General features: G+C 44.5%; 23 protein-coding genes and 1 pseudogene. 9 read left to right on the top strand and 15 right to left on the bottom strand.

The window, feature by feature from the left end:
• The first annotated feature begins 132 nt into the window (after nucleotides 1-132).
• Nucleotides 133-984, top strand: coding sequence for a MerR family transcriptional regulator (locus B9T62_RS04730; protein ID WP_087914206.1), 852 nt, complete (start codon nucleotides 133-135; stop codon nucleotides 982-984).
• On the opposite strand, the gene B9T62_RS04725 is transcribed toward B9T62_RS04730, so the two are convergent.
• Complete coding sequence (locus tag B9T62_RS04725; RefSeq protein ID WP_087914205.1) at nucleotides 887-1,675, bottom strand: hypothetical protein; 789 nt, start codon at nucleotides 1,673-1,675, stop codon at nucleotides 887-889. The genes B9T62_RS04730 and B9T62_RS04725 overlap by 98 nt on opposite strands.
• 254 nt (nucleotides 1,676-1,929) lie before the next feature.
• Between B9T62_RS04725 and B9T62_RS04720 the strand changes: the two genes are divergently transcribed.
• Together B9T62_RS04720 and B9T62_RS04715 are read left to right on the top strand one after the other, a co-directional pair.
• Nucleotides 1,930-3,597, top strand: a complete 1,668-nt coding sequence (locus B9T62_RS04720) for a ribonuclease J (RefSeq protein WP_087914204.1) — start codon at nucleotides 1,930-1,932, stop codon at nucleotides 3,595-3,597.
• 136 nt (nucleotides 3,598-3,733) lie between these two features.
• The gene (locus B9T62_RS04715; protein ID WP_087920132.1) at nucleotides 3,734-4,366 is read left to right on the top strand and encodes a LysE family transporter; all 633 of its coding nucleotides are present in this window, start codon (nucleotides 3,734-3,736) and stop codon (nucleotides 4,364-4,366) included.
• Nucleotides 4,367-4,755: 389 nt separating this feature from the next.
• Here B9T62_RS04715 and B9T62_RS04705 read toward each other — a convergent pair whose 3' ends face one another.
• On the bottom strand, nucleotides 4,756-4,974 hold the full coding sequence (locus B9T62_RS04705; protein ID WP_087914202.1) for a hypothetical protein: 219 nt from the start codon (nucleotides 4,972-4,974) through the stop codon (nucleotides 4,756-4,758).
• A gap of 293 nt (nucleotides 4,975-5,267) precedes the next feature.
• Between B9T62_RS04705 and B9T62_RS04700 the strand changes: the two genes are divergently transcribed.
• Both B9T62_RS04700 and B9T62_RS04695 read left to right on the top strand, forming a co-directional pair.
• Entirely contained in the window at nucleotides 5,268-7,052 is a 1,785-nt protein-coding gene (locus B9T62_RS04700) for a glycoside hydrolase family 13 protein (protein ID WP_245864340.1), read from the top strand.
• 103 nt (nucleotides 7,053-7,155) lie between these two features.
• Nucleotides 7,156-7,677, top strand: a complete 522-nt coding sequence (locus B9T62_RS04695; protein WP_087914201.1) for a DUF3231 family protein — start codon at nucleotides 7,156-7,158, stop codon at nucleotides 7,675-7,677.
• Nucleotides 7,678-7,790: 113 nt separating this feature from the next.
• On the opposite strand, the gene B9T62_RS04690 is transcribed toward B9T62_RS04695, so the two are convergent.
• A complete protein-coding gene (locus B9T62_RS04690) occupies nucleotides 7,791-9,179 on the bottom strand; it encodes an amino acid permease (RefSeq protein WP_087914200.1) in 1,389 nt (462 codons plus the stop codon).
• 329 nt (nucleotides 9,180-9,508) lie between these two features.
• Between B9T62_RS04690 and B9T62_RS04685 the strand changes: the two genes are divergently transcribed.
• On the top strand, nucleotides 9,509-10,093 hold the full coding sequence (locus B9T62_RS04685) for a sugar O-acetyltransferase (RefSeq protein ID WP_087914199.1): 585 nt from the start codon (nucleotides 9,509-9,511) through the stop codon (nucleotides 10,091-10,093).
• Between the two features lie 84 nt (nucleotides 10,094-10,177).
• Here B9T62_RS04685 and B9T62_RS04680 read toward each other — a convergent pair whose 3' ends face one another.
• Nucleotides 10,178-11,584 carry a PTS transporter subunit EIIC gene (locus tag B9T62_RS04680; protein WP_087914198.1) on the bottom strand — a complete coding sequence of 469 codons (1,407 nt, stop codon included), beginning with the start codon at nucleotides 11,582-11,584 and terminating at the stop codon, nucleotides 10,178-10,180.
• A gap of 256 nt (nucleotides 11,585-11,840) precedes the next feature.
• On the opposite strand from B9T62_RS04680, the gene B9T62_RS04675 reads away from it, so the two are divergent.
• Nucleotides 11,841-13,040, top strand: a complete 1,200-nt coding sequence (locus B9T62_RS04675; protein ID WP_087914197.1) for an enolase C-terminal domain-like protein — start codon at nucleotides 11,841-11,843, stop codon at nucleotides 13,038-13,040.
• A gap of 17 nt (nucleotides 13,041-13,057) precedes the next feature.
• On the opposite strand, the gene B9T62_RS04670 is transcribed toward B9T62_RS04675, so the two are convergent.
• Nucleotides 13,058-13,765, bottom strand: a complete 708-nt coding sequence (locus B9T62_RS04670; RefSeq protein WP_087914196.1) for a GntR family transcriptional regulator — start codon at nucleotides 13,763-13,765, stop codon at nucleotides 13,058-13,060.
• A 119-nt stretch (nucleotides 13,766-13,884) separates the two neighbouring features.
• On the opposite strand from B9T62_RS04670, the gene B9T62_RS04665 reads away from it, so the two are divergent.
• Nucleotides 13,885-14,367 carry a PTS sugar transporter subunit IIA gene (locus tag B9T62_RS04665; RefSeq protein ID WP_087914195.1) on the top strand — a complete coding sequence of 161 codons (483 nt, stop codon included), beginning with the start codon at nucleotides 13,885-13,887 and terminating at the stop codon, nucleotides 14,365-14,367.
• An 83-nt stretch (nucleotides 14,368-14,450) separates the two neighbouring features.
• On the opposite strand, the gene rpsN is transcribed toward B9T62_RS04665, so the two are convergent.
• Together rpsN and B9T62_RS04655 are read right to left on the bottom strand one after the other, a co-directional pair.
• Nucleotides 14,451-14,720 (bottom strand): 30S ribosomal protein S14, encoded by a 270-nt coding sequence (gene rpsN, locus B9T62_RS04660; RefSeq protein ID WP_087914194.1) that lies wholly within the window; start codon nucleotides 14,718-14,720, stop codon nucleotides 14,451-14,453.
• Nucleotides 14,721-14,805: 85 nt separating this feature from the next.
• Nucleotides 14,806-15,150 (bottom strand): annotated as a pseudogene (locus B9T62_RS04655) (metal ABC transporter ATP-binding protein); the annotation flags it as partial.
• 233 nt (nucleotides 15,151-15,383) lie between these two features.
• On the opposite strand from B9T62_RS04655, the gene B9T62_RS04650 reads away from it, so the two are divergent.
• Nucleotides 15,384-16,370 carry a permease gene (locus B9T62_RS04650; RefSeq protein WP_087914192.1) on the top strand — a complete coding sequence of 329 codons (987 nt, stop codon included), beginning with the start codon at nucleotides 15,384-15,386 and terminating at the stop codon, nucleotides 16,368-16,370.
• A 27-nt stretch (nucleotides 16,371-16,397) separates the two neighbouring features.
• On the opposite strand, the gene B9T62_RS04645 is transcribed toward B9T62_RS04650, so the two are convergent.
• The 8 genes from B9T62_RS04645 to B9T62_RS04610 all read right to left on the bottom strand — a co-directional run bounded on the left by B9T62_RS04645 (nucleotide 16,398) and on the right by B9T62_RS04610 (nucleotide 25,628).
• Complete coding sequence (locus tag B9T62_RS04645) at nucleotides 16,398-17,900, bottom strand: ABC transporter ATP-binding protein (protein ID WP_087914191.1); 1,503 nt, start codon at nucleotides 17,898-17,900, stop codon at nucleotides 16,398-16,400.
• The gene (locus B9T62_RS04640) at nucleotides 17,897-18,607 is read right to left on the bottom strand and encodes an energy-coupling factor transporter transmembrane component T family protein (protein ID WP_245864339.1); all 711 of its coding nucleotides are present in this window, start codon (nucleotides 18,605-18,607) and stop codon (nucleotides 17,897-17,899) included. The genes B9T62_RS04645 and B9T62_RS04640 overlap by 4 nt, the downstream gene beginning before the upstream one ends.
• The gene (locus B9T62_RS04635) at nucleotides 18,592-20,331 is read right to left on the bottom strand and encodes an ABC transporter ATP-binding protein (protein ID WP_087914189.1); all 1,740 of its coding nucleotides are present in this window, start codon (nucleotides 20,329-20,331) and stop codon (nucleotides 18,592-18,594) included. The genes B9T62_RS04640 and B9T62_RS04635 overlap by 16 nt, the downstream gene beginning before the upstream one ends.
• Nucleotides 20,324-22,159 carry an ABC transporter ATP-binding protein gene (locus B9T62_RS04630; protein WP_087914188.1) on the bottom strand — a complete coding sequence of 612 codons (1,836 nt, stop codon included), beginning with the start codon at nucleotides 22,157-22,159 and terminating at the stop codon, nucleotides 20,324-20,326. Before B9T62_RS04630 ends, B9T62_RS04635 begins: the two co-directional genes overlap by 8 nt.
• 24 nt (nucleotides 22,160-22,183) lie before the next feature.
• Complete coding sequence (locus B9T62_RS04625) at nucleotides 22,184-22,783, bottom strand: MptD family putative ECF transporter S component (protein ID WP_087914187.1); 600 nt, start codon at nucleotides 22,781-22,783, stop codon at nucleotides 22,184-22,186.
• Between the two features lie 179 nt (nucleotides 22,784-22,962).
• On the bottom strand, nucleotides 22,963-23,955 hold the full coding sequence (locus B9T62_RS40490; RefSeq protein WP_087914186.1) for an AraC family transcriptional regulator: 993 nt from the start codon (nucleotides 23,953-23,955) through the stop codon (nucleotides 22,963-22,965).
• 249 nt (nucleotides 23,956-24,204) lie between these two features.
• The gene (locus B9T62_RS04615) at nucleotides 24,205-24,810 is read right to left on the bottom strand and encodes an ABC transporter ATP-binding protein (protein ID WP_087914185.1); all 606 of its coding nucleotides are present in this window, start codon (nucleotides 24,808-24,810) and stop codon (nucleotides 24,205-24,207) included.
• Nucleotides 24,801-25,628, bottom strand: a complete 828-nt coding sequence (locus B9T62_RS04610; protein ID WP_087914184.1) for an ATP-binding cassette domain-containing protein — start codon at nucleotides 25,626-25,628, stop codon at nucleotides 24,801-24,803. Before B9T62_RS04610 ends, B9T62_RS04615 begins: the two co-directional genes overlap by 10 nt.
• Between the last annotated feature and the right edge of the window lie 11 nt (nucleotides 25,629-25,639).

Raw genomic sequence — 25,639 nt, 5'->3', positions numbered from 1 at the left:
TATTCCTCCGTTAATACAATTTAATCTATTGCACTTCAAACCTTAAACTATAGGGTTACCCTATAGTCAAACATTAGTTCTCCAAGTACAATAAAATACAACAGCTCTAAGCTGCGAACGGAGGACAAATCGATGTCAGACCATCATAGCCAATACCTTACTACCAGTGAGTTCGCCAGAACTTGCGGGGTCACCAAACATACCCTGTTTCACTATGACGAGATTGGACTTTTGAAGCCGGAATTCACAAACTCGAAGGGCTACCGTTATTACTCCATACAGCAATGTTACGTGCTTGATATTATTAACGTGCTAAAGAGGGCAGGCAGCTCATTGCAGGAAATCAAGGGGTTTATACAGAATCAGAACACGCCTGTGCTCATAAAGTTACTCAAAGAGAAGCTGCATGATCTGGAGGTGGAACAAAATAAAATAAAACGGATGCAAAGCTTTTTGAGAGGCGCCATTGAGATGACAGAACTGGCCAAGGAAACGATGTACGACATACCGTCGCTGGAGGAATATGAAGAGGAATATTTCATTACCACCCCGTTGGAGCAAGGCGATGGTGACAGGGAATTCGCGCATAAATTAAACGAACATCGAGAATATTGCGAGCGTCATTTTATGGATTGCGAGGGTCCGATTTGGACCATTTTAGCCAAGGATTCATTTGAGTCATGCGATTATTATCCGGACTATATTGCTAACAAGCTCAGGGCACCGTTTCAAGGGGAGCGAATCATGGTCAAACCCAAAGGACTCTATGCTGTTATCCATCACAAAGGGTCCTATGAAACGATGCCTGAAACCTACTCTCTTCTCAAAACATACATCGCAAGTAAAGATATGCAGGTATGCGGAAACACGTATGCGGTAGATATGCTCAGCTATTTCGCAGAAAAAAATCCCGACGACTATGTACTCCGGATATCAGTGGAATGCCATAAGCAATGTAATCAAGTGGTAATGAAGCAGCTGTAACCTGTTCCAATGGAAAAGGCACCGGTATCTGCTGGTGCTGGCTTAACGGCTGCTGTTCTTTTCCCTTTTTCTTCGCGGCAGTCTCCTTGTCACCGGATGGCTGTGCCGAAGGCCCGTCACAAACCGTAACATGCAGTCCGATTTGTCCATCTTCTGTAATACTAACGGCTTGTGACATATGTTTAACAGATTCGGGATCAATGGCTTTGTTGATCTTGATGTCGTTTTCAAAATACTTTTCGATCTTATCTACAACCCGTTTCGCGTATTCGGGATCTTGATCCATCTTCTCCTGTGCAGCAGGATGAATAAAGACTACATGAAGCCCTTTTTGTATTTTTTCAAGATCACGCTGCACCCACGGTTCATAGCCTGTCGCAGTTACGGTGTTTGGTTTCCAGGATTGTAATGCCTTAACATCAACAGCATCTTCAAAAAGCTTGGAATCGGGAAAGTCCAGCCTGTTCCAATACGTAAATTGAGACGAATCCAGCACATGATATTTCAAGTCAGGATAGGTTTCTTGCAGACTCTGCTTCGCACTCATGAACGTGTTGCTCTGTTTCACATTTTGTTCTGCAGCATTTAATATGTTCTTGAAGTCAGACATCGCTACTTTGCTATTGTGTTGTTTACTATTTGTAAGGAACAGTCTGAAATCATCCAATCCTGTAACACCTTGCACACCCATCACCCTTTCTCCTCTATTTGAATAGGATACCATTTTCTTGAAAATGAAGTCTAGTAATTCCTTTGTGCATTGAGGCATTCGCGGTGAACTTCCAGAAGATGGATACCGTCTATATCGTTATCCTCTTTCTATGGTTGTATGTAATCAGTGTATTAAGGCAGAAGCATTTTGCCTCTGCAAATGACCTTTCTAGAAAAATGGATAGTTTTTCACAACTCTAAACATAATATAGAAGACTTTAAAAGAGGAGGTTTATGAACATGCCAGAGGATCGGTTGACTATTGCAGCATTGGGAGGCGTGAATGAAATTGGGAAAAACATGTACTTCCTACAATATGCCGATGATATTATTGTTATTGATTGCGGATCCAAATTTCCGGACGAAAGTTTGCTTGGCATTGACCTTATCATTCCAGATGTTACTTACTTATTGAACAATGTAGATAAGTTAAGGGCACTGATTGTTACTCATGGGCATGAAGACCATATTGGAGGTATTCCCTACCTTCTTAAACAATTAGACATTCCGCTGTATGCCTCCCGTCTCACTCTGGGCTTAATTGAAAATAAGCTTAAGGAACACAATCTTCTCCGTCAAACCAGTCTACATTGCATCGATGGGGAATCCATCCTCACCTTCGGTTCCATTACAACTACCTTCTTTAAGACCAATCATAGCATTCCTGATTGCCTCGGGGTCGTTTTCGATACCCCCGAAGGAACCGTTGTCCATACAGGCGATTTCAAATTCGACATGACTCCTGTTAATAACCAGTATCCGGATATACATAAAATGGCCGACATCGGCAAGAATGGCGTTAAATTTCTGCTCTCGGAGAGTACGAATGCCGAACGCCCCGGATTCACTCCCTCAGAGAGGCTTGTGGGTGCCCACATGGAGGAAGCTTTTCAAAAAGCAGAGCAAAGAATATTCGTATCCACCTTTGCCTCTAATGTAGCTCGTCTGCAGCAAATTGTGGATGCTGCCATTAAAACCGGACGTAAGCTCACCTTGCTTGGCCGCAGTATGGTGAACGTGGTTGGCGTGTCTCAAGAGTTGGGGTATTTGAGCATTCCGGACGGAATGTTGGTTGAACCGGCGGATGCGGCTAAGCTGCCTTCCCATGAAATAGCCGTCCTGTGCACGGGAAGCCAAGGCGAACCCATGGCGGCATTATCCCGTTTGGCTAACTCTAGCCATAGAATCATGGAAATTGGGGCGGGAGATACCGTGCTCCTCGCAGCAAATCCCATACCAGGCAATGAACGCAACGTGTCTCGGATTATTGATAATCTTTATCTTCTTGGAGCACGTGTCATTTATGGATCACGAAGCGAACTCCATGTTTCAGGACATGGCAGCCAGGAGGAATTAAAGCTAATGCTGACCTTGATGAAACCTGAATATTTCATTCCAATTCATGGGGAATACCGCATGCTTCATCATCACCGTCTATTGGCAGAAGCTGTCGGAGTCGATGAGGATCATATTTTCATTCTAAAAAATGGAGAGTTGGTTGAATCGAAAGCCGGAGTTGTCCGCCAATCAGGCTCGGTGCCAGCTGGGCAAATTTTTGTGGATGGCCTTGGAATCGGCGACATTGGGAATGTGGTATTGCGAGATCGCCGTCAATTGTCCGCAGATGGTGTCCTGATCACTGTCATCACCTTAAGCCAAACAGATGGTAGAATGTTGAATGAACCCGATACTATCTCCCGAGGATTCGTTTACATCAGGAACTCGGACAAGCTAATGGAAGAAATCAATCAAATGGTAACAGATACCCTTCACAATATGAGCCATGCGGATCTGAGACAGTGGAATATTATGAAACAGACTCTCAAGATTGCTCTAGGGAAGTTTCTTTATGAAAAAACGAAACGTCGCCCTATGATCCTTCCCATCATTATTGAAGTGTGAAAATGAAGGCGATATCTCTAAAATTTCACAATAAGACAAAGCCCCCTGGCTTTTCAAGGAGCTTTGTCTTTTTTGTTTGTCCTGCAAACCGATATTTCTGAATAGGCTAGTACTAAACGTTAAAGGGGGGAGTCTAATCAACATTTTTATAGGTTATATTTTTCTTGGCCTCTCACTTTCCGCACCTATAGGGCCGATTAATGCCGCACAACTGGACCAAGGTATCCGTAAAGGCTTCTGGCATGCCTGGGCAGTGGGACTTGGAGCGATAAGTGCAGATATTATCTTCATGTTACTCGTTTATTTTGGCGTTATCCATTTGCTTGAATCTCCATTTATTAAAGTATTCTTATGGTTGTTCGGTTTCTTTGTGCTGGTGTATACGGGTGTGGAAAGCATCAAAAATGCAGGCTTAATCTCAGGATCCGGAATGAGAAACAGTGAAACCTCTTTAGGCAAATCTTATACGTCCGGATTGCTCCTGTCCCTATTTAATCCACTCTCCATCCTGTTTTGGTTAGGCATTTATGGGTCCATCCTGGCCAAAGCAGCCACGGAATATCCGATGCAGCAGTTATTGATTTATAGCGGAGCCATTGTACTTGGAATTCTGCTCTGGGATGTGTCTATGGCCGCTGCCTCTAGCATCTTCCGTAAATTATTGACACCGGGAGTTTTGAAATCCATCTCCGTGCTGTCAGGCCTTTCTCTTGTTGGATTTGGTTTTTATTTTGGAGTCCAAGCCATCCGGCTGCTGTTTATTCATTAATATATTTCAGGGTGAGAATCTTCAATAAACATATTCCATTAATGACGATGTCCTTAAGTCCAAGCGGTAACCGCTGTGAACACGTCCAGCAGAAATCCATCTATTCTGTTCGTATAATATATCACGTTCACGACACCAGCTAGCGGATTAACGTCAATTGCGGGGAAGAAATTCTGAGAACCCTCGGGAGCACCCGTTATAGGATCAGCTGTCGACCAGGTTAAGCCCTGATCGTTATACCGGGAAATGAAAATGTCGAGTACCCTTGACGAAAGTCCTGCCATACGGCGTACACTCTTCCACTGGTTGCTAATGTCGTCCGATCCACCCCAAGGTTAGGAAATGTCAGGACCCGAAAGCCGTATGCCGGCCAAAGTTGGTTGCAGCCACTATACATTCCCGAGAAACGGGCTGGACTGCGAGTTATCAATCTCTATGACAGGTTCATCATTATTGATATAGACACCATATCCAGACGAGACGACAACTGGAGGCTCGAAGGTAAAGCCGTTATCGAAGGAACGATACACGACCGTCGTACCGTTAATCCCATCCGATGTGAAGGCATGGGCTGCAATGAAAAAGTTCGTCGGGAATCCGTAAGCCACGTACTGGGCTTCTGCGCCCGCATAACCAGCGGGCAAAGACAAAAAAAGAAACCCAAGTTTTGGTGTCTTGGATTTCTTTGCATTTCACAATTTTAATGGCGGTCCAGATTGGAATAGTTTCCAAAGGATTGTCCAGGAGAACCAAAACCAGCAGGATTGATGTTCTGATGGTCCAGATAAGACACTTGTGGAGAAGCAGTACTCACCCTCATTTCATGGAGGTGCATCATATTATTTGGAATGATTTCAGTCATAATAGGTGATTATATTAAATACTCTGGAGGGATTTCCGAATGAAACCTAACCATGAATTGAAACCCACTACACTTTCGACACAAATCCATCTGGAATGTTTGCATCATGCTCCTCACAGCAATTGGGCTTATCTTTATGAGAAAGAGACCTTCCATCTACGCGTTCGGACTTCAAAGCAGAATGTAGATCGGGTCTATGCTATAACTGGAGATAAATATGACTGGGAAACTTATCATCACGAACATAAGATGCCAAAAGTCGCGAACGACCGCTTTTTCGATTATTGGCAGGTGGCAGTAAAACCTGAACATCGCCGTTTTTCCTACGGATTCCGTTTTCACTCCGGCAAGGAGACGGCATGGATGATTGAAACCGGCATCTTTACGGAGGAGCCAGAAGCGCCTAACGGCTATTATGATAGGCCCTTTCTTCATGAGATCGATCTTTTTGAAGCACCGGAATGGGCAAAGTCCGCAATATTCTACCAGATTATGCCTGACCGCTTCGCAAATGGAGACCCGACTAACGATCCTGAAGAGATTATGCGGTGGGGCACAGAGCCTACTAGAGAGAGCTTCTTTGGTGGTGACTTGCAAGGCATTATCAATCGTTTAGATTATTTGACTGACCTTGGAATTACGGCGATATATCTGACCCCGATCTTTGAGGCTCCAACTTATCATAAATACGATACAACAAATTATAAAAAAGTAGATCCTCATTTTGGAGATTTGGAGCTTTTAAAAAAACTAGTGAATGAGGCCCATGCCAAGGGAATACGCATTGTGCTGGATGCGGCATTTAACCATATCAGCGCTAATTCCCAGCAATTCACGGACGTGATTGAAAACGGAGCACATTCCAGATATGTCAACTGGTTTCATATTCATGAGTTCCCCGTCAAGGTCAGAGAAGGAAACCCTAATTACGATTCCTTTGGCTTCTTTGCACAGATGCCTAAGCTAAATACGGCCAATCCGGAAACCCGGGAGTATCTGCTGGATATAGCCGAATATTGGCTGAAAGAGGTTGGTATAGACGGATGGAGGCTGGATGTGGCGAATGAAATCGACCATGCCTTTTGGAAAGATTTTCGAAGGCGCATCAAAGCGATCAACCCAGAGGCTTATCTTATTGGTGAGGTCTGGAATGACTCCCTGCGTTGGCTGCAGGGGGACCAATTTGATTCCGTAATGAATTATCCATTGTCAGACCGTTTAATTGACTTTTTACAGACGGATGACATGGATGCGGCTACTTTTGCAGCTCATATCGGCGGCCTGCTGATGCGTTATCCGCAACAGGCCAATGAAGTGCTGTTCAACCTGATGGCGAGCCACGACACACCACGTGTCCTGACCCAGCTCGGAGGAGACAAGCGAAAACTCAAGTTAGCTATCGCTTTCCTGCTGACCTTCACCGGGACTCCCTGCATCTATTACGGCGATGAGATCGGGCTGGAGGGCGAAGCAGATCCAGATTGCCGTAAATGCATGATCTGGGAGGAGGATAAACAGGACAGTGATCTGTATCAAAGCTATAAGCAGCTGATTCAGCTCCGCAAGAAACATCCAGTACTTCGTACTGGACAGTTCGGGTTTCTAAAGGCAGATATGCATAAACGCCCGATTATCTACGAACGGTACGACGAGCAAGGTCATTTCACTATTTGGATGAATGCTTCGGAGGAGCTTGCATTGCTTACTCATACGCTGGAAGGAAACTGGCGGGATGCGCTAACTGGAGAAAAGGCCGTGGAGGAAGAATGGCAGGTATGGATCCATCTTAACCCATTTGGTTATAAAATTTTACTCAAAGATTAAGCTTCAGCTTCAAAAAATCCGAAAGGCATAAAAAGGTTAGGGAAATAGGAGAACATATGGGCATGCTATAGCTGTCAAAACTTCAAATCAAAGGAGCGTTTTTATGACAGGGATTCTAGGCGGTAACCCAAATGAGGAACCGATGCATTATGGAGAAATATTTAGTGTATGGCAAGCTTCAACGGTAGCGAAGGGTGCACTCTCATGTTACCGGGCCTATTTGTATCACGCAGGTGACCAGGATCTCAAAAAAGTATTAAATGCTTTAATTGATCAAACCGAGCTGGAGATTAGTGAGTGTGATACCTTACTCGCAGATAATGGTATTGCTTCTGCACCAGCAATGCCGAATAGACCCGAAGCCAAGCTTGAGGATATCCCTGTAGGTGCACGATTCTCAGATCCGGAAATTGCTGCTAAAATTGCAGCCGATAACGCTGCCGGACTGGTAGCTTGCAGCCAGGTTATGGGGCAATCCATCAGAGAAGATATTGGTGCTTTATTTGCCAAATATCATCTTACAAAAGCAGCAATCGGCACTAAAATTCTACATTTGAACAAGAAAAAAGGCTGGTTGATTCCTCCGCCTCTTCAGGTAAAAAGACCAGACACCGTCAAGGCCTAAATGTGTTGATGAGTTGAGGCTTCCATCCTTGTTGGCGCGGAGCCTCACTCTTCTGTTTCGTCGTACGAGACGAAGACCCTTAACTCTTTAAGGGTCTTTGTCTTTTTTTTGTTTTAAAATCTATTCGGCTTAGCGTAGTTTGCTGCGTCTGCATGAGAGTCTTTATCCAAGTTAGACGTGTGTTTTTTGCGGAAATGAAGCACGATCCAGTCACTTACTGCGATGAGGGCAACAAGCAGTAAGCTAATATATAAACCCGGACGACTGAGCGAATGAAACAGAGTACCCGTGACCGCCAGTCCAATGAGCAGCAACCCGATCCATCGTTTAACAGTACTTAATCTGCTCGACTTCAGTAACTTCCCTGATGACAGCAAAATGAAGGACCAGTTATACAGCAGCATTAAACCGGCGGCCGTAGTGATATACTCATATACCTTCCCTGGCAATAAAAGAGACATCACAACGGCCGCCGTAATTCCTGCGGTGATTAAGGTCAGCGCATAGAATGGATACTTGTCCTTCCACTTCCGGGAGAACAACTTCGGTGCATCTCCCTCCTGTGCAAGAGTAATCATCATCGAAGTTACAGCATATAGGGACGCTGTCATGGTGGAGAAGCCAGCGACTATCAGAACTCCGTTAAATAGATGCGGCACAAAGACGAGGTGATCACTGCTCAGAGCCAGCACAAACGGGCTCTCCTTAGGGTTAAATACATCAAGCGGGACCATAGTCACAGCCAGACCGATGGACAGAATGTATACCGTGACCAGCGTCAACAGCATGATTTTCCCTGCTTTTGGCGCATCCTCCGGTTTTTGAAGCCGATAGGACATGATGCCCAGCACCTCAATCCCTCCGTATGCGTAAAAGGCAAACAAAAAGGCAGACCATAAACCCAGACCCCCTTTCGGGAATAAGGCCGGGTAATCCAGCGGGAGCTTAGGAGCATACTTGCCTCCGCCTATCCAACCAGCCAAAAGGGCAACCGCTATCACCAGGAACATGAGAATTGCAGCCATTTTAATCACTGCCAGCACATTTTCAACTCGGTCAAACCCCTTGTTTCCAAAGAAAACGATAACAATGCCCAGCAAGGCAAAGCCGGCAGCAAATACCCACATAGGCACCCCCGGGAACCAGAAGCGGGAAAAAATAGATAATGCTGTGAGCTGACTTCCCATAATTAGAAGCTCCGAAAACCAATAGACCCATCCACTGCCGAAACCCGCCCAGCTCCCAAATGCTTTTTTGGCATAGGAACGGAAAGACCCCTGCTCCGGATGGTCGGCGGTCATACGTGACAGAGCATCAAAGACAACATAAGTTCCAACCGCTGCCAGAACGTAAACAATTAGTACAGCAGGGCCGCCTATAGAAATTGCAAGACCCGAACCCAGGAAATACCCGGTTCCAATCGTGCCCGCCACTCCTAATAAGCTAAGCTGCCACCATTTCAATTTCTGTTCATTGTTCGAATCACTTGAAGATCGGTTCATACACTCAGTCCTCTTTATTTAGATCTGCATCCTTCTCATAGGCTCTCCCAAATTCTTGAACTACATGCGCACTTGGGCTTCATATGCAAATAATCAATCTATATAAGATGAACTTAAGAATGGAGTAGTGGAGTTGCCAGAAAGCCTGATGCATAGCACTTCCTGGAAACTCCGTATGTCACATTCTTAAGTTCACGTTCTATATCTTATGTTTCTTCTCTCCTCTTACTTGTGGTGTATTATGAAAGACAGGTATCATAGGAGAGAATGAATTTACTGGTGGCACACAAAATAGACCGTTGATTATTCTTTGGAGCAGGAGGATTCTTATGAACGAGAAGGAAAAAGCAAAAAAAGGGTTGTTGTATGATGCGAATTACGATGCTTCACTGATTAAAGAACGGACATGGGCTCAGGATATCTGCTATGAGTACAATCAAATTCGTCCCTCTAACATGAACGAACGTAAGACGCTCATTGAGAAATTGATCGCGAAAACCGGCAAGAGCTTTCTGATTGAACAGCCGTTCTGGTGTGATTACGGGTATAACGTAGAGTTTGGTGAGAATTTTTATGCAAACCATAATTTCATCATCCTCGATGGAGCCAAAGTAACGTTTGGAGATAACGTATTTATTGCTCCAAACTGCGGTTTTTACACCGCTGGGCATCCACTGGACGTTGAACAGCGGAACCAGGGTTTAGAATATGCCTACCCGATTACAGTCGGAAACAATGTCTGGTTTGGTGCCAATGTCACGGTTTTGCCCGGTGTAACCATCGGTGATAACTCCGTTATCGGGGCAGGCAGCGTGGTCAACCGGGACATCCCCGCAGGCGTGATCGCAGCAGGAAATCCTTGTAAGGTAGTACGATCCATTACCGAAGAAGACAAGAAAAAATATTGGAAGTAGTAAAGCCAGAAATGGACTAGCACTTATTAGGGAGCACATAACAAAACAGCGCCTAATGGCGCTGTTTTTGTCTGCCACTATTCCCTACTTGTCATCTAAAGCTAACTTAAGGTTCTTGTTCATTTTATCGGCTGCTGTAATGTCATCTTTGCTCAGGAACAGAGTACACAAGGTAAAGGATATTACAATGGCCATTACCATTCCCGAGATCGCGTACACAAAGTAAGGCCCGATATACGCAGGGATACTAAATATGCTTGATAGAACATACCCATACAGTCTGACACCAAAGAAACTGATAAATGCTGAAGCTACTGAACTAGCGATTGTGGCCGCCAGGAACGCTTTTTTGTATTTTGCAAGTACACCAAACAGAGCAGGTTCAGTGATTCCCAACAGACCGGAAATAGCGGCTGAAATGACGATTGACTTCTCCTTCTGTGTATTAACCTTGTAATATACTGCGAAAGTAGCACCAACAATAGAGAAGTTAGCCATGCACATCATTGGCATCAGCATATCATAGCCTTGTGTGGCGAAATTTTGCAGAGCGATCGGTGTCATTGCATGGTGCATGCCGGTCAAGACTGCGAGAGGACGGATGGCCCCAACAATAATACCTGCAAGAATAGGAGATATCTCAAACAATCCTTGAACAATCCAAGCCAACCCATTACCCAGGTATATACCTATTGGGCCAATCACAGAAAGGGCAAGGAAACCTGAAATAAAAAGTGTCAATGTTGGGGTAACTACTGTTTTAAGCACTTCCGGAATGAACTTGTTCACTAGTCTTTGGATATAGCTCATGGCCCATACCGCAAAGATAATTGGAATTACTGTTCCCGTATAGTTAAAGACAGGAATGGGGACAAGATCCAGGAAATGATATGCCGATATTTCTCCGGCTTTGGCGGCATCAATCATCGTAGGAAACATAATCGTAGCAGCAATGGCGATCGCAAGATACTCATTCGTTTTGAATATTTTAGCTGCCGAAGCTGCTAGGAAGAATGGTAAAAAGGTGAACACGCCGCTTGCCATCATATTGATGATTTGAATGGTCTGGCTTTGATCGGAAATGATATGAAGAGCGGTCAAACCGGCAATAAGTCCTTTAATTAGACCAGCGCCGGCAATAGCCGGAACAATGGGTCCAAAAACCCCGGACACAATATTCATAAATATAGTGACAAAATCTCTTTTTTTCTCATCGGCTCCGTCCGATGCAGCATTGGTGTCGGAAATCTTTAATTCACTAGCCAGGACGTTATAGTACTCATTGACTTTTGGACCCAGAACAATCTGAAATTGATCATTGCTAAATTGCGCTCCCAAAATAGGGTCCAATTCTTTAATTTTCTCAATATCCACTTTGCTTTTGTCCTTTAAATCAAATCTGAGTCGGGTCATACAATGCCACGCATTATCAATGTTGTTCTCCCCGCCGACCCCGGCAATAATGTCTTGTACGATTAATTCTTTACTCATCCGAAATTCTCCTATCCTAAGAAATGAATGTTGGTTACGTTTACAAGCTGAATAGTATCACAAAGCATCTTTGAATTAAAGCAGTCCAAAATCAATCCTAACTATCAAAAAAGCCTTGATTTAACAAGGTTTTTTAAATAAAACCTATAAAATTGGACTGATAATTATTGTGTATGGGTGTGTTTTGCCGACCAAATTGATTCTCCGAATTAAACATGATTAAATGGTTTTAGAATTTACAGAAAAGAGGAATAATATGATCCCTTCCATCATTACAGACGTGGAGTGTTTTGTACTTAAGCCAGATCGGCACAATTTGGTGGTCGTCAAGGTAACTACAAACAGAAATATAACCGGATATGGTTGCGCTACCTTTCAACAACGTCCCAAAGCGGTTCAGGTCATAGTGGAGGAGTACCTCAGACCCATACTAGTGGGGAAAGACGCCAACCATATTGAGGACTTATGGCATATGATGATGGTCAATTCATATTGGCGTAATGGGCCAGTGATAAATAATGCTATTTCAGGGGTGGATATGGCATTGTGGGATATTAAAGGGCAAATTGCTGGTATGCCCTTGTACCAGCTGTTTGGAGGGAAATCAAGAGACGCAATTCCCGCATATACTCATGCGGTCGCAGATACTATTGAGGGATTATATGAAGAGATTGACCGTATTCTGGAACAAGGATATAAACATATCCGCTGTCAACTTGGGTTTTATGGCGGAAATCCTTCACAGCTCCACTCTCCGGAACAATCCACTGAAGGGTCGTATTACGATCAAGACGAGTATATGGAGACAACAATAAAGATGTTTTCTTTGATAAGACAAAAATATGGCAACCAATTTCACATTCTGCACGATGTGCATGAACGGCTTTTTCCTAATCAGGCTGTACAATTTGCAAAAGAAGTCGAACCCTACAAGCCTTATTTTATAGAGGACCTCTTGCCGCCCGATCAGAATGAATGGTTAAGCCAAATTCGCTCCCAAACCTCAACGGCCCTTGCAACCGGTGAATTATTTAATAACCCGCTAGAATGGAAGAGCCTTATTGTTAACAGACAAATTGATTTTATTCGCTGCCATGTCTCTCAAATCGGGGGAATCACGCCTGCGCTAAAACTTGGAGCTCTATGTGAATCTTTCGGGGTCAGAATCGCTTGGCATACTCCGTCGGATATAACTCCTATTGGCATTGCCGTCAATACACATCTCAACATTCACCTGCACAATGCCGCCATTCAAGAAAATATTCCAATTCAGGAGAATACACGAAGTGTCTTTTCTCCAATTGTGGATGCTAAATGCGGTTATATCTATCCTATCGATCTTCCGGGAATTGGTGTGACATTCGATGAACAAATGGCTGGCAGATACCCTCTTGCTTACAGGATGCATGAATGGACCCAAGCGAGAATACCAGACGGGACACTAATTACCCCTTAACCCAGGTTAAGAATAATTCAATGATTCCTTCTTTTATGGTGTTCATTGTTAAAAGCCGTCAGGTATGTACATCTGTAGTCAATGGCTATGATCTCGCTGGTCTCAAAAATGGTTCCATTATTTAGAATGCCACGACTTGAGATTTTCATTGCGGGGCTTTTCCTTTTTTGCTGTAAAAGTGTTGCTTGTTGCTGGTTAAGCGCAATGGCCTCATAGGTATTCAGATAATGAGAGATGGTATATTTATGTTTTTTCACATACGACTGTATAGATTGTTCCGCATCCTGATACGTCAGTATTGGGAAAAGTGTAACCGGCAACCTGGATAACTCGATCTGCGTGGTTTGATAATTCACGATTCTTAATCTTTGATATACCCATACTTCATCTTGGCTTGTAACGCCAAAAATTTGTTGGTCTTCTGTACCAGCCGGGACTTTTTGCAGTTCGATTACTTTGGATTTTATACTTGAGTAGGGATTTTCAGTTAAAGAATTATAAATCAACGGGCTTGCTTGCAGATTTTTGTTAATAAAAATGCCCGAACCTTGAACGACTTTAACCATTCCTATATTTTTCAGCTTTTTGATCGATTCTTGAATCGTGTATCTTGAAACTCTGTATAGTGCCGCCAGCTCTCTCTCTGTTGGAAGTTTCCCATCCCGAAAATGATTTTGGTATATTTTGCTCAATAAATCGTTTATGATAAATTCCTTTTTATTCATTAACGGAACCTCCAAATGGTATTCGGGTATACAGTTGATATTGTAACATACCGTTCCGCTTGCTTATTCATTTATTCTTTTTATAACTTATTAATTTGTTATTCAGGAGGGAAACTCAAATGTTTGGACGTAAGAAAAAAACTGCAGCGCCTTCGTATCTTGATCTTCTGCCACCCCTATCAGGAAAAATAATACCTCTTGAAGAAGTTGAGGATGAAGCATTTTCCAGTAAAGCTATGGGTGAGGGATTTGCCATTCTTCCCGACCTCGGTAAAGTTACAGCTCCTTTTGACGGCATCATTGCCCACATCATGGAGAAGAGCAAGCATGCCATCTTGATTGAGCACACCTCCGGAACCCAGGTTTTAATTCATGTTGGTATGAATACCGTAGCGCTCAAAGGCGAGGGATTCAAAGCGCATGTACGCAGTGGCGAAAAGGTGAAGAAAGGGCAACTTTTGCTTGAATTTGATATGGATACGATTTGTCGGGCAGGCTATTCCATAATTACTCCCATCGTTGTTCCTGCGGGGCAAGAGTGTGTACAGAGCGTGGAACCGCTTGAAGGAGAAGCAATCCTGCGAATACACTACCACAACTAATATTTACAAGGAAAGCCAAACAATCCCGGGTTCCTTACGGACATCGGGATTGTTTCTTCTGCTTCTGGGCAGTCCCATTCACTTTACCAACTAGATTTCGTGATCCCAGGAATCTGCCCTTTATGGGCTAATTCACGGAACACAATACGAGATACCTTGAACTTTCCAATATAACCTCTTGGTCTACCCGAAATAGCGCAACGATTGTGAAGTCTGGTTGGTGAAGAGTCACGGGGGAGTTTCTGCAGAGCTGCATAATCCCCATTTTCTTTAAGTTCCTTACGCTTTTGGGCATACTTTTCTACAATCGCTTGTCTTTTTAGTTCTTTTACCACTTTTGACTTTTTAGCCATGATCTATTACCACCTTTAGTTATTATTTTTTTGGGCATCATTTATTATCTGCCATAGCTTTTTTTCGGAACATTCCCCACATATACTTCTGCCCCCCCGATAGTTCTCCAATCTTACGATTGCGGTATTCCCACATATCCACCTGTTTCAAACTTCGCTCTACAATATGTTCATGCCGGGATGTAAAGCGTCTGAACAATCCTAATTCCGAATAGCACCCGGAACGCACCAGTTCAATCACCTTGCTGGGAAATCCCGCATTAAAAGAAGCCACTTGCTGAGGGACATAGCCGACAGTAGCCTTGGTCCCGTCACTAAGCACATGATTGAATTGAATGGATCCCCTCCAAGGCTTAATTAAGCCAAGCATCAATTTTAATAAGGTTGACTTGGCCGCACCATTGGAACCTGTAATACTAATAAATTCTCCCACGGTTACCCGTTTGCAGTCGCAAAATCTTCAACCGGCCAATCCACTACCGTTACTCTCAATGGGTTCAACTCCTATTTATTCGTAATTATTACGATTTATTCATTCTACATCTTGCCATTTCAAGTGTCAACCTCGCTATTCAAAAGTCTAATGCTCCAATGAGTTCTTTTAATCGTTACAGTTACGTATAAATAAAAATATGAAAATATGAAAGCATGGAGGAAGATAACATGATCCGTATATCACCACTTAAGATTCTCCCACTACTCTTACCCATTTCGTTTCTTGTTGTCTGCGCAGTTTTGTGGATTCCACATAGTAATCATCTGATAAACAACATCTATTTGAATACATTTAAAAGCCGTTTTATGGGTATATTGCTTGAGGCATTACCATTCGTTCTTGCAGGTTCTCTACTCTCCTCCTTCTTGAATGTGTATGTTCCTGATTCTCTCATTACCCGGTGGATCCCGCGAGCCCCCCTACCAGCGATATTACTTGGCTGTCTACTCGGAATTATCTTTTCAGTATGTGAATGTGGCATGATACCCCTCGTCCGGAGGTTGCTGCGTAAGGGAATGCCACTTCATGTTGCCGTTGCATTCATTCTGTCAGGACCGATTCTGAATCCTGTCGTTTACAGTGCAACCTTCACTGCCTTTCGAACACGTTCAGAAATAGCCTACAGCAGAATGGCCCTGGCTTTTGCCGTTTCCATATGCATCGGTTTGCTGGTATGGGCTACTGTCAGAGAGTCTCCATTACGCCTTTCCATTAGGAATGGGACTAGTGATGCACACGTAACCCGTGGTGGCAAATTTGCCGCCTTATTCGTACATGCCGCTGACGAATTTTTTGAAATGGGAAAATATCTTATTACCGGATGTCTACTTACTGCCTGCATTCAAACATTCATGAGCTCCGATAGTTTAGCTACAATTGGGAATAAGCCGGTTGGTTCGTATCTATTCATGATGGGACTCGCCTTTATACTCTCTCTGTGCTCCACGTCGGATGCCTTTGTAGCTTCCACTTTCGTTCATTCTTTTCCTGCAGGAGCATTGCTGGCCTTTATGGTATTTGGCCCGATGCTTGATTTCAAAAATGCTTTGATGCTGTTGTCCCTGTTCAAAACCAAATTTGCTATATTGCTGTTCTTCCTCATTTTCTGTACTGTGTTCATTGGTTCGGTTTTGATAGGTAAAGTGCTTCTCTGAATCCATTTCCATCAAATTCCGCTCGCTTCATGATCCTGCATCCAACGTTTCCATTAGCTCTATAATGGCGGAGATATTTTCTTCATTGACAAGCAGTTCATTCTGAAGCCTTCTATTCTGGAAAAAAAGCAATCTTTCGCAGGCGCCGTATACTAATTCGTAATCATGCGTAATCAGCAGCACTGTCACGCCAGTGTCAGCCATCTTCCGGATCAGCTTGATCACACGGCGCAGATTTTCCCCGTCCAATCCGGAGGTTGGCTCATCCAGAATCAGAATGTCGGGCTGATTCATGAGACCAACGGCAAAGGTCAAACGCTGTTTCTGACCACCTGATAAAGCCGCCGGATGATGCTCACGAAAGCTCCATAAATCCAGCTCTTTCAATAAAATCTCGGCCCGACCGAAAGCTGTTTCTTCTTGCTCATGGGACAACATCAGTTCATTCATCACACTGTCTGAGAATAATTGATAGTCGCTGTCCTGCATCACAAACCATATTTTTCCCAGACGTTGCTTCGCCGTTGTGTTCTCCCCGTCAATTTGAATAGAGCCTTTCCGTTCCCTTATCAATCCGCATAAGGTGCGGGCCAATGTAGTTTTCCCCACTCCATTTGCTCCTGTAATGGCGACAACCTCTCCTTTTCGCAGGGAAAAGCTTACATCCTCCAATACAGCATGCTTGAATCTTCCGGGTGAGATCGTTAGATTGTCCAGTACTACACATTCATCTCCCTTGTCTTTTTCGGCTTCCGCTGCAGGTAAATAGCCTTTAACAATAGGTGATCTTAATCCGTAGGAGATTAATTGCTGCGTTTTAAGGGCCAGAAGCTCTTGGGGTGTCCATTCAGCAGCAATTTCTCCCTGGCTCATATAAATGATCCGATCTGCAATCGGCAGCAAATAATATAGCCTGTGCTCGGCTATGAGGATCGTTTTCCCGTTCTGCTTCAGCGTGGCCAGACTGCCGGCCAATTCCTTGGTCGCTACCATATCCAAATTTGCCGAAGGCTCATCCATGACAAAAAGCTCAGGGTCTGCCATTCGCGCAGAGGCAACTGCTACCTTTTGCTTCTCTCCGCTGGACAATTGATGGACTTGCGCCTTCAATAGATGGGACAAACGGATTTCTTCGCCCAAGCTTGCAACACGTTCGCGAATACGGTCCGGCTCCATTCCATAGTTTTCTGCGCTAAAGGCTATTTCGTCCTGTACAATAGAGGCAAAAAACTGGCTTCTGGAGTCCTGGAACACACTTCCTACGATTCTACCAAAATCCCAGGGCTCCACGGCATTTACATTCATATCCTTCAAAACCACAGTCCCGGTAAGTCGTCCTTCGTAAAAATTTGGAATTAACCCATTGATCAACCGGGTAAGAGTTGTTTTACCGCTTCCGGATGGCCCGGTAACCACGACACACTCCCCCTCGTAAAGAGTCAGATTAATGTTCTTCAGCTGTTCATAGGAATCATCATATTGGAAAGAGACATTGCTGAGCTTCACAATCGCTTTCTTCCGCCTCGTCATCTAGCACCCCCAAATCGAAATACCACAATCAGCCAGCCGGCATAAGCAATCAGCACAGCCATATCCCTTCCTTTGAAGGCGATGGTATAGATACTCGTTTTTTTGCCCGGAAAATCTATGCCTTTTGTTGTTGCCGAAGCCGCCAGTTCATCGGAGATTTTCAAGCTTCTCATCAAAAGAGGAACGATAGTATACTCAAATGTGCGAAGGGGACGCAGCCAATTTCTTGGTGAGGTAATGGATATTCCTCTTAATTTGGCTGATACCTGAATAGCTTCATACTCACGCTTCAGCACAGGTATAAATCGTGAGCTTACCGTTATCGCAATAAGAATCCCCATAGGCAGTCTTAACTTCTGCAGTGCCGCCATCAGTTTGCCGGATGGGACCCTGCCAAGTGAAAGAGTGGCCATAAATACGGGTATAAACCGCAACCCTAAAAAAGTGATAAACCCTAAGAACCTAATCATTTCCAGTTCCACCTGGGAGATCCAGCCTTGAAGCAAATACAGCAGCAGTACCAAGATTAGATATAGAACGGTTTGCTTGTAAATTCCCTGTATTACCAGATAGACCGCCATAAAACCAATAATCCATGGCAGACTGCTTAAATCCGCCAAAAAAACGGCCAAGCTGGTAAGGAGCACCATTAGCAGCTGGGAGCGAGGATCAAATTCGATACGTGGTCTTATCATTTTAATCTCCATCCGTCCGAGTCCTGCTGCAGGCTCCATAAATGGGCGTACAGACCCTTTTTGCTTATCAGCAGATCATGCGTCCCTTCTTCAACAAGCTTTCCCTGGTCGAGCACAACAATATTATCGGCATTCTGTATTGTCTTTAGGCGGTGGGCAATAAGGATCACCGTTTTGTCTGCGACCAGTTCGTTGATCGCTTGTTGCACAGCTGCTTCATTTTCTGGATCTAGCGAAGCCGTTGCTTCATCCAAGAGCACAATGGAAGCATTTTTGAGCAATGCGCGGGCGATAGAAATACGCTGCTTTTCTCCGCCTGACAGTGTGGAACCGCCTTCTCCTACAGGGGTATCATATCCCTGTGGTAGACTAGCAATAAATTCGTGACAGCAGGCACGGCTCGCCGCATCCTCAATCTCTTCCTGAGTTGCATCCATTTTTCCAATGCGAATGTTGTTGCCGATCGTATCCTGAAATAAGTACACATCCTGAAATACCATGGAAATATCCTTCAACAGCTTCTCCGGGTCTGCATTCCGGACAGGGATGCCTCCTATAGTAATCCGGCCCTGCTCCACCTCCCAGAATCTTGCAATCAAACGGGTTATGGTGCTTTTCCCACTGCCTGAAGGTCCTACCAATGCCGTTATGGTCTTGGGCTTAATCTGGAATGACAACTCCTTCAGCACAGGTATATGGGTATCATATCCAAACGTAACATTGTCAAAAATAATGGGACCGGAAGCCTGAATGCTCTCCGAACCCTGCATAGGTTCTTCGCCTTGCACGTCCATGATTCGCTGGGCGCTGTATGCCGAATAACGCAATTCTCCATAGTTCATCAGCACGACGGTCAAGGGTTCAAACACTTTACTCCCTATCAGAAGAAATAGCAGAAATACCGGGAGTGACAGCGTTCCACCGACAAGCAGAAAGCTTCCGGTACAAATCATCAGCGTCAAGCCAGAACGGGTCAGCAGCATGGCCCCCATAATCATTGGCCCCATGACACCTTCAAGGCGAATGGAGGCTCGCATAAGGTTATCAAAGGCAATGCGCAGCCGTTCAAAGCGTTGTCCGCCCATATTATATGCCTTAATCTCCCGAATCCCGGACAGATATTCCTGCAGTCGGCTGGCTGCTTCATTTTTGGCTCTGACATGCTTCTCGCTTAGACTCGCTTGAATGGAGTCAGTCAGCCACAGCAGCAATGCTCCTAGTGGAATAGCCGCGAACATGGCCAACGCCATTCGATAGTCCAGAAAAATCAGTCCAAGCAGTGCCAGAACCGGCAGCATCACAGCGCTGATGAGTTGGGGAAGATTGTGAGATATCGTATGCTCAACTTGTCCATAATCACTGAGCAATAGGTTGGTTAAATCCCCGGGATCGCGTTTTCCGAAGAACCCCAAGGATAATTTACGAATATGCTCCGCGAGCGATAAACGCCCTGTAGCAGCCAAACTGTAGGCTGCCTTATAGGTTTTATCATAGAGCGAAGCATAAGCTGCATATTCTACTGCCATCCACAGCAAAAGAATGATGCTGACGATCCACATCCTTGCAGTATTGAGCGCAACTGCCGGCTCTGCAAAAGATCTATAAATGCTATTAAAAAGATCGACGAGCAGCGCTGCTGGAATAACTTTGGCAATACCATCCAGGATTGCCGCTACAGCAGCAGACCATAAGTTCCTCGGGTTGCCACCGGATATGTTAAATAGATACTTATTCAATTCCCGCACCCTCCTTTGCCGCCTCTGATTGCAGGTTACCAACTCCCAGCTTCCATGAAGCTGCGCGAATATGCGCTTGCCACATCTGATCATACAACCCTTGTTGACACCGCAGTTCCTCATGTGTTCCCCGTTCTACAATTCGTCCCTGTTTCAGAACGAGAATCTGCTCAGCCGCACGAATCGTCGATAGACGATGGGCAATAATAAGTACGGTTTTTCCTTTGACCAGTTCTACCAGGCCCTGTTGGATTTTATGTTCGTTCTCGGCGTCCGCATAAGCCGTTGCTTCGTCCAATACTAATATGGGCGCATTTTTGAGCAACGCACGAGCAATCGCAATTCGCTGAGCTTCTCCACCTGACAGATACGTTCCGCCTTCACCGATTTTCGTAGCATATCCATGCTCCAGCTGCTCAATAAATTCATGGCAGCAGGCTATTTTGGCTGCAGCAATCACATCCTCTCCGGATGCCACTGTATTCCCCATTCGGATGTTTTCTTCAATCGAATCGTAGAACAGATGCACATCCTGAAAGACGAATGAAACAGTATCCATCAGTTGCTCTGTCCCCATCTCTTGAACAGGCACCCCCCCGATTGTAATCATGCCTTCCTGCACATCCCAAAAACGCAGCAGCAAGCTGGCAATGGTTGATTTCCCTCCGCCCGATGGACCTACGAGTGCGGTCATTTCGCCCGATTGTGCCAAAAAGCTGATGTTCTCCAACACAGGCTTGTAATCCTTGCTTTCTACAGTTTCATAGGCGAAAGATACCTGGTGAAACTGAATATCATAAGACTCAGGAATTTGTGGTTTCTGCGGTTCTTCCACCGCCTTTTGCGACAATATGGCATCTATCCGTTTATTACCTTCTATGATCTCCCGCAGTCCGCTCCCCACATGCAGCAGTTTCAGCAGAGGAGCAGACAGACTTGGAGTAATAACCAGAAATAGAATAAAAGTAATCGCAAATGCCTGGTTTCCGGCATTTTCACTGAGTAGCAGAATACCTACCGGTACCACAAAGACAAACAACGAGCCCATGAGAACAAAAAACAGACTGTAGGAAGTTTTGCACAGATTAGTAATCCGCAGTGAGATATCCCTGTACTTGACCACTGCCGTTTTAAAGGTTAGAAATGAATCAGCCGTAATGCCAAATACCTTTACCGCAGGCATTCCCCTGATATATTCCACTCCTGTAGCGTTCATTTCTTCTACGGCATATTGGAATTCACGATAAGCCGTTTGGCCTTCAGCGCTTGCGAACATTCGAGCCTGTAGCCAGAAGCCACAGCCAATGGGGATCAGCAGAATCAGAGCCAGGCGCCAGTCCAGCCAGCACAAGTATCCGACAAGAAGAACAGGAATCACTGCGGCACTCACCAGATCCGGCAGTTGGTGGGCGATAAATTTCTCGATTTTTTCAACACTGACTTCAATGATCTTTTTCAACTCTCCTGTGGCTGTTTTAGAATGGTAGCCCATCGGTACTTTGGCCACATGCTCAGCAAGCCGCAGGCGCAACTGATAGAGAATATGAAAAGCCGCAATGTGGGAAGATATCCCGCTGATGTAGAAGGTAACTAACGCAACAATCATCGCGGCAAACACGAATACACCCCAATAAAGAATAAGATCTTTATCAATCGTTTCAGGATTTCCTGCATGCATCAATAATTCGGCAATGATCTTATAGACCGCTATAAAAGGAACAATCTGCAACAAGCTCGAAATAACGGAGAAAATGCTTGCTACGATAAGCAAGCCCTTTTTTTCACCGGCTATTCTAATCAATCCTGTCATTTCAGTTCTGGAATCCATCTCATTCCCCCCTGATTAATCTACTTATTTAATCATTCCCGCTTTGATGAAGTGCTTGTTCAACAGTTTGGCGGCAAATACACAACCCAGCAATGTCAGCACGAAGGAAAAGATTAGACTTCCGATCATCCATGACGGAGAATAGGCAAAGTTAAACATGCTTTCACTCATCTCTGGGGAATACATCGTATCCAGATAGTCGCTGCCATACACATAAACGGTGACATACCCTCCCAGACCAAATACCGCACCATACGCGGCATAGGCCAGAGATTGGCGGGTAATTCGGCGGTACTGACCTCCATCGCCTTTTAATAATATAGATTCACCTAACAAACCTGCTAAAGTAAAGAAAGGAAGCAAGAGCGGGACGCCCATAATGGTATAAACAATTCCCGTAACCAGTCCAAGGAGCAGCAATACTCCTCTTTTACCTATCTTCATTGCCATGATCAAATAGACAATAGCGGAGAAAAACAAGCAGGCTCCCGAAATCAAAGGCATGGCTGATACCATGAACGGTGTCAACAACGTGCCTATTACAGAGTTAACGACGAAGACCAGAATACTGAAGATACCTGCCAGTATGTAATCCTTGGTTTTAAGTTTCTTGTTCTTATTCATTAAATATCTCTCCTTCTATTTGAAAAAATTTAAATATCAGATAAAGATTATCATTCTCAATCACTTATGACACAGACTCCTTTCTCATTCTTTCTCATCATTAAATAATTGCATATCTTCTATTACAAGAGACACCCTTATCGGTATCCTCTTGACCCCAAAACGGATTATTTGCCGAATCAGCAATTTTCTCTAAAATACCGGGATGGATTGGCTCCATATTTCCGTCTAAACTTCTCGGCAAAATAACTCGGTTTGTTAAATCCAGACAACTCCGCAGCTGCCGTCACATTCAAAGAACCGCTCTCTAGTAATCTATATGCAGTTTCCAGCCTGCGATCTATCACATAGGCGTGTACTGATGCTCCGTATAGCTGTTTAAAACCCTTTTTTAACTTGAATTCGTTTAAACAGATTTGTCTCGATAGCTCGGCTATGCTTGGAGTAGATTGCAGATTTCGATCTAATATTTCTTTGGCCAGCATTAAAGCCTTTATATCAGTCTTAGACATACCCGAAGAGACTGGTCTTTCACGAGCATTTTCCTGCAATAGAATAGCAGTCAGTTCCAGTACTTTTCCTTCCAAGTACATTTTTCTGATGCCGCCTTCATAGTCGCATCGCAGTATGTCCAGAAGAGTGCGGTTAATTGCTGGACTGGTCGTGTTTTTGTGAAAGGGAGTATCAGCGGAACCGAGATAATTATGCCAACCCTTAGCGCCGGAATGTCCCTGAAGTGCGTTCAAGTAATTTGGATCCTGCTTTATAGTAATGCCGCGATACTGTCTGTTCGCTTGAAAGTAGCCTATGCTACTGGTCAAATGACGTCCAAAAACCGAGGTTTCACCAGATTCCAAGTAATAGTTTTGGCTCGAATGCTTGAGCATCCACTCTATCGGTTCTCCGAGACAAAAACTCCATTTGATATGGTCGTCTTCTTCCTTGCTGCCAATTACCATTGCCTCGTGAAAGCTCATATCGCAAATTAAAATTTCAACTGAAGCACTCACCTGTATCCTCTCCCAGAATCCAGTACCCATTGGCTCAGGAACTTGAAGTTTTTCCTGTTGGAAAGTCTGCAGGCCATAAAGCTCATTTAACCCTCTGGTTAAGCAACAGTTCGGAGCATTCATGTTAACAACCTCATACCACCCCGCCTTGTTCTTACTCATCGTCGTTCCTCCTGATACCCTAATTAATGATATATGCCATTTAATCGTAATAATTACTATTAATAATGTCAATCATTATTTGTTTACCATTTTTCACAAGTGGAAACGGCTTTGCCGTCCTTTTATAAGGACGGTACCGTTTCAGCGAGAAATAGAAGGATAAGTTATCGTGTGAAACATATAAATTCTTATATTTTTAAAAAAAGGACAGTCTTAAGGATCACCTTAATAGACTGCCTTTTGTTGGCTTTATTTCTCAGCACAAATCATAAAGATAGTATCGCATAACCGGTTGAGAAGGCTGGTCTCATGGCTGACCACAATAACGCCGATATCTCTACTTTTACAGATGCGGAGAAACGCATTCCAAATTTGCGCCTGTGTAATAGCGTCCAGCATCGTAGTCATCTCGTCAGCAATAATATATCTTGTAGCGGGATTAAGGGAACGGACGATGCAGAAGCGCTGCTTCTCCCCTCCTGAAAGCTCAATCGGCCAACGATCCATCCATTCCTTTCGTATCTCGAAAGCGTCTAGAATGTCCTGGGAAGGAGTATAGGACTCAGTCACAACCTCCCGCATACGCCACTTGGGGTTAATTGCTTTTTCCGGATGCTGGTAGATTAATTGGACAGGCCGAAAATCATGCTCCTTTATAGCTTTCTGATCTGTAGTTACCTGCCCTTCACGGGGAGAGAGATACCCGGCCAATATTCTGGCCAGTGTAGTCTTTCCGCATCCGCTGTAACCGGATAAACCAAGAACCTCGCCCGGGGCTACTGAAAGGTTGATATCCTTGAATATCCAGCGTTCCTTTTGATAATAGTGACTTAAGTTTTCTCCAATCAGAGACATGACTCCTCCGCCTTTCTCTTGAATTCCAAATCAAAATCATTCTGCGGCAAGGCCCGCCACAACCTTCGAGTGTAATCGGTTATCAAACGATCGCCTTGGCCTTCAAAAGCTGACACGTCGGAGATTTCCACCGTAGTTCCATCCTTGATCACGGCCACCCGGTCTGCAATTTCCAGCGCCGACATAATATCATGAGTAATCAGCATGACCCCGGCACCATCTTTCGCAAATTGCTTAAGTTGCCGCAAGATTTCGGAGAGTGCTTCCGGATGAATTCCAGGGGTCGGCTCATCGGCAATGACCAGCTTCACCCCTTCTCTGACACTTGTCGCAAACAACACCCTGCGCAGCATTCCGCCCGATAATTCAAACGGAAACAGTCTTCCATCACTCTTTTTCAGGTCGTACCGTGCAAACAGATCATCTTGTTGTACCTGTGCGGTTGTCCGATCCAGCCCGATCTGTACCTGCTTCCCGACACGCATGAGAGGATCAAGATAATTAACGGACTGTGGAATGAAGGAGATTTCCCGTCCTCGGAGCTGTTCCTTTCTCTTTTGTGTCAACTCTTCTCCTTGGTACAGGATACTCCCGCTGGTGATGGCATTGCCTGGCAAGATCCCCAGCACAGCGTGTGCCAACAGACTTTTCCCTGAACCGCTGGCTCCTACCACTGCTACAATTTCACCTTCATCTATGTTCACATGCATATCAGCTATGGGGTGGATCATACGTTTTTGCGTACCCTTAAAATATTGTGAGAAGCCAATGGACAGGTTCTCTACCTGTAACAGCCGTTTTTTCTGTGAGTTACTCATTGTCCATCCCT

Source organism: Paenibacillus donghaensis (genome assembly GCF_002192415.1).
Lineage (GTDB): Bacteria > Bacillota > Bacilli > Paenibacillales > Paenibacillaceae > Paenibacillus_AQ > Paenibacillus_AQ donghaensis.
Note: the sequence above shows the minus strand (reverse complement) of the source record. Positions and strands in the feature narration are given on the sequence as shown.

Bases quoted from the DNA above. Each gene is read 5' to 3' on its own strand.
- B9T62_RS04695 (WP_087914201.1), top strand. From the start codon at position 7,156: ATGACAGGGATTCTAGGCGGTAACCCAAATGAGGAACCGATGCATTAT.
- B9T62_RS04670 (WP_087914196.1), bottom strand. From the start codon at position 13,765: ATGAATAAAAAGGAATTTATCATAAACGATTTATTGAGCAAAATATAC.
- B9T62_RS04725 (WP_087914205.1), bottom strand. From the start codon at position 1,675: ATGGGTGTGCAAGGTGTTACAGGATTGGATGATTTCAGACTGTTCCTT.
- rpsN (WP_087914194.1), bottom strand. From the start codon at position 14,720: ATGGCTAAAAAGTCAAAAGTGGTAAAAGAACTAAAAAGACAAGCGATT.
- B9T62_RS04675 (WP_087914197.1), top strand. From the start codon at position 11,841: ATGATCCCTTCCATCATTACAGACGTGGAGTGTTTTGTACTTAAGCCA.
- B9T62_RS04680 (WP_087914198.1), bottom strand. From the start codon at position 11,584: ATGAGTAAAGAATTAATCGTACAAGACATTATTGCCGGGGTCGGCGGG.
- B9T62_RS04730 (WP_087914206.1), top strand. From the start codon at position 133: ATGTCAGACCATCATAGCCAATACCTTACTACCAGTGAGTTCGCCAGA.
- B9T62_RS40490 (WP_087914186.1), bottom strand. From the start codon at position 23,955: ATGAGTAAGAACAAGGCGGGGTGGTATGAGGTTGTTAACATGAATGCT.
- B9T62_RS04630 (WP_087914188.1), bottom strand. From the start codon at position 22,159: ATGGATTCCAGAACTGAAATGACAGGATTGATTAGAATAGCCGGTGAA.
- B9T62_RS04615 (WP_087914185.1), bottom strand. From the start codon at position 24,810: ATGTCTCTGATTGGAGAAAACTTAAGTCACTATTATCAAAAGGAACGC.
- B9T62_RS04640 (WP_245864339.1), bottom strand. From the start codon at position 18,607: ATGGAGATTAAAATGATAAGACCACGTATCGAATTTGATCCTCGCTCC.
- B9T62_RS04700 (WP_245864340.1), top strand. From the start codon at position 5,268: ATGAAACCTAACCATGAATTGAAACCCACTACACTTTCGACACAAATC.
- B9T62_RS04685 (WP_087914199.1), top strand. From the start codon at position 9,509: ATGAACGAGAAGGAAAAAGCAAAAAAAGGGTTGTTGTATGATGCGAAT.
- B9T62_RS04650 (WP_087914192.1), top strand. From the start codon at position 15,384: ATGATCCGTATATCACCACTTAAGATTCTCCCACTACTCTTACCCATT.
- B9T62_RS04665 (WP_087914195.1), top strand. From the start codon at position 13,885: ATGTTTGGACGTAAGAAAAAAACTGCAGCGCCTTCGTATCTTGATCTT.
- B9T62_RS04625 (WP_087914187.1), bottom strand. From the start codon at position 22,783: ATGAATAAGAACAAGAAACTTAAAACCAAGGATTACATACTGGCAGGT.
- B9T62_RS04645 (WP_087914191.1), bottom strand. From the start codon at position 17,900: ATGACGAGGCGGAAGAAAGCGATTGTGAAGCTCAGCAATGTCTCTTTC.
- B9T62_RS04610 (WP_087914184.1), bottom strand. From the start codon at position 25,628: ATGAGTAACTCACAGAAAAAACGGCTGTTACAGGTAGAGAACCTGTCC.
- B9T62_RS04720 (WP_087914204.1), top strand. From the start codon at position 1,930: ATGAACATGCCAGAGGATCGGTTGACTATTGCAGCATTGGGAGGCGTG.
- B9T62_RS04690 (WP_087914200.1), bottom strand. From the start codon at position 9,179: ATGAACCGATCTTCAAGTGATTCGAACAATGAACAGAAATTGAAATGG.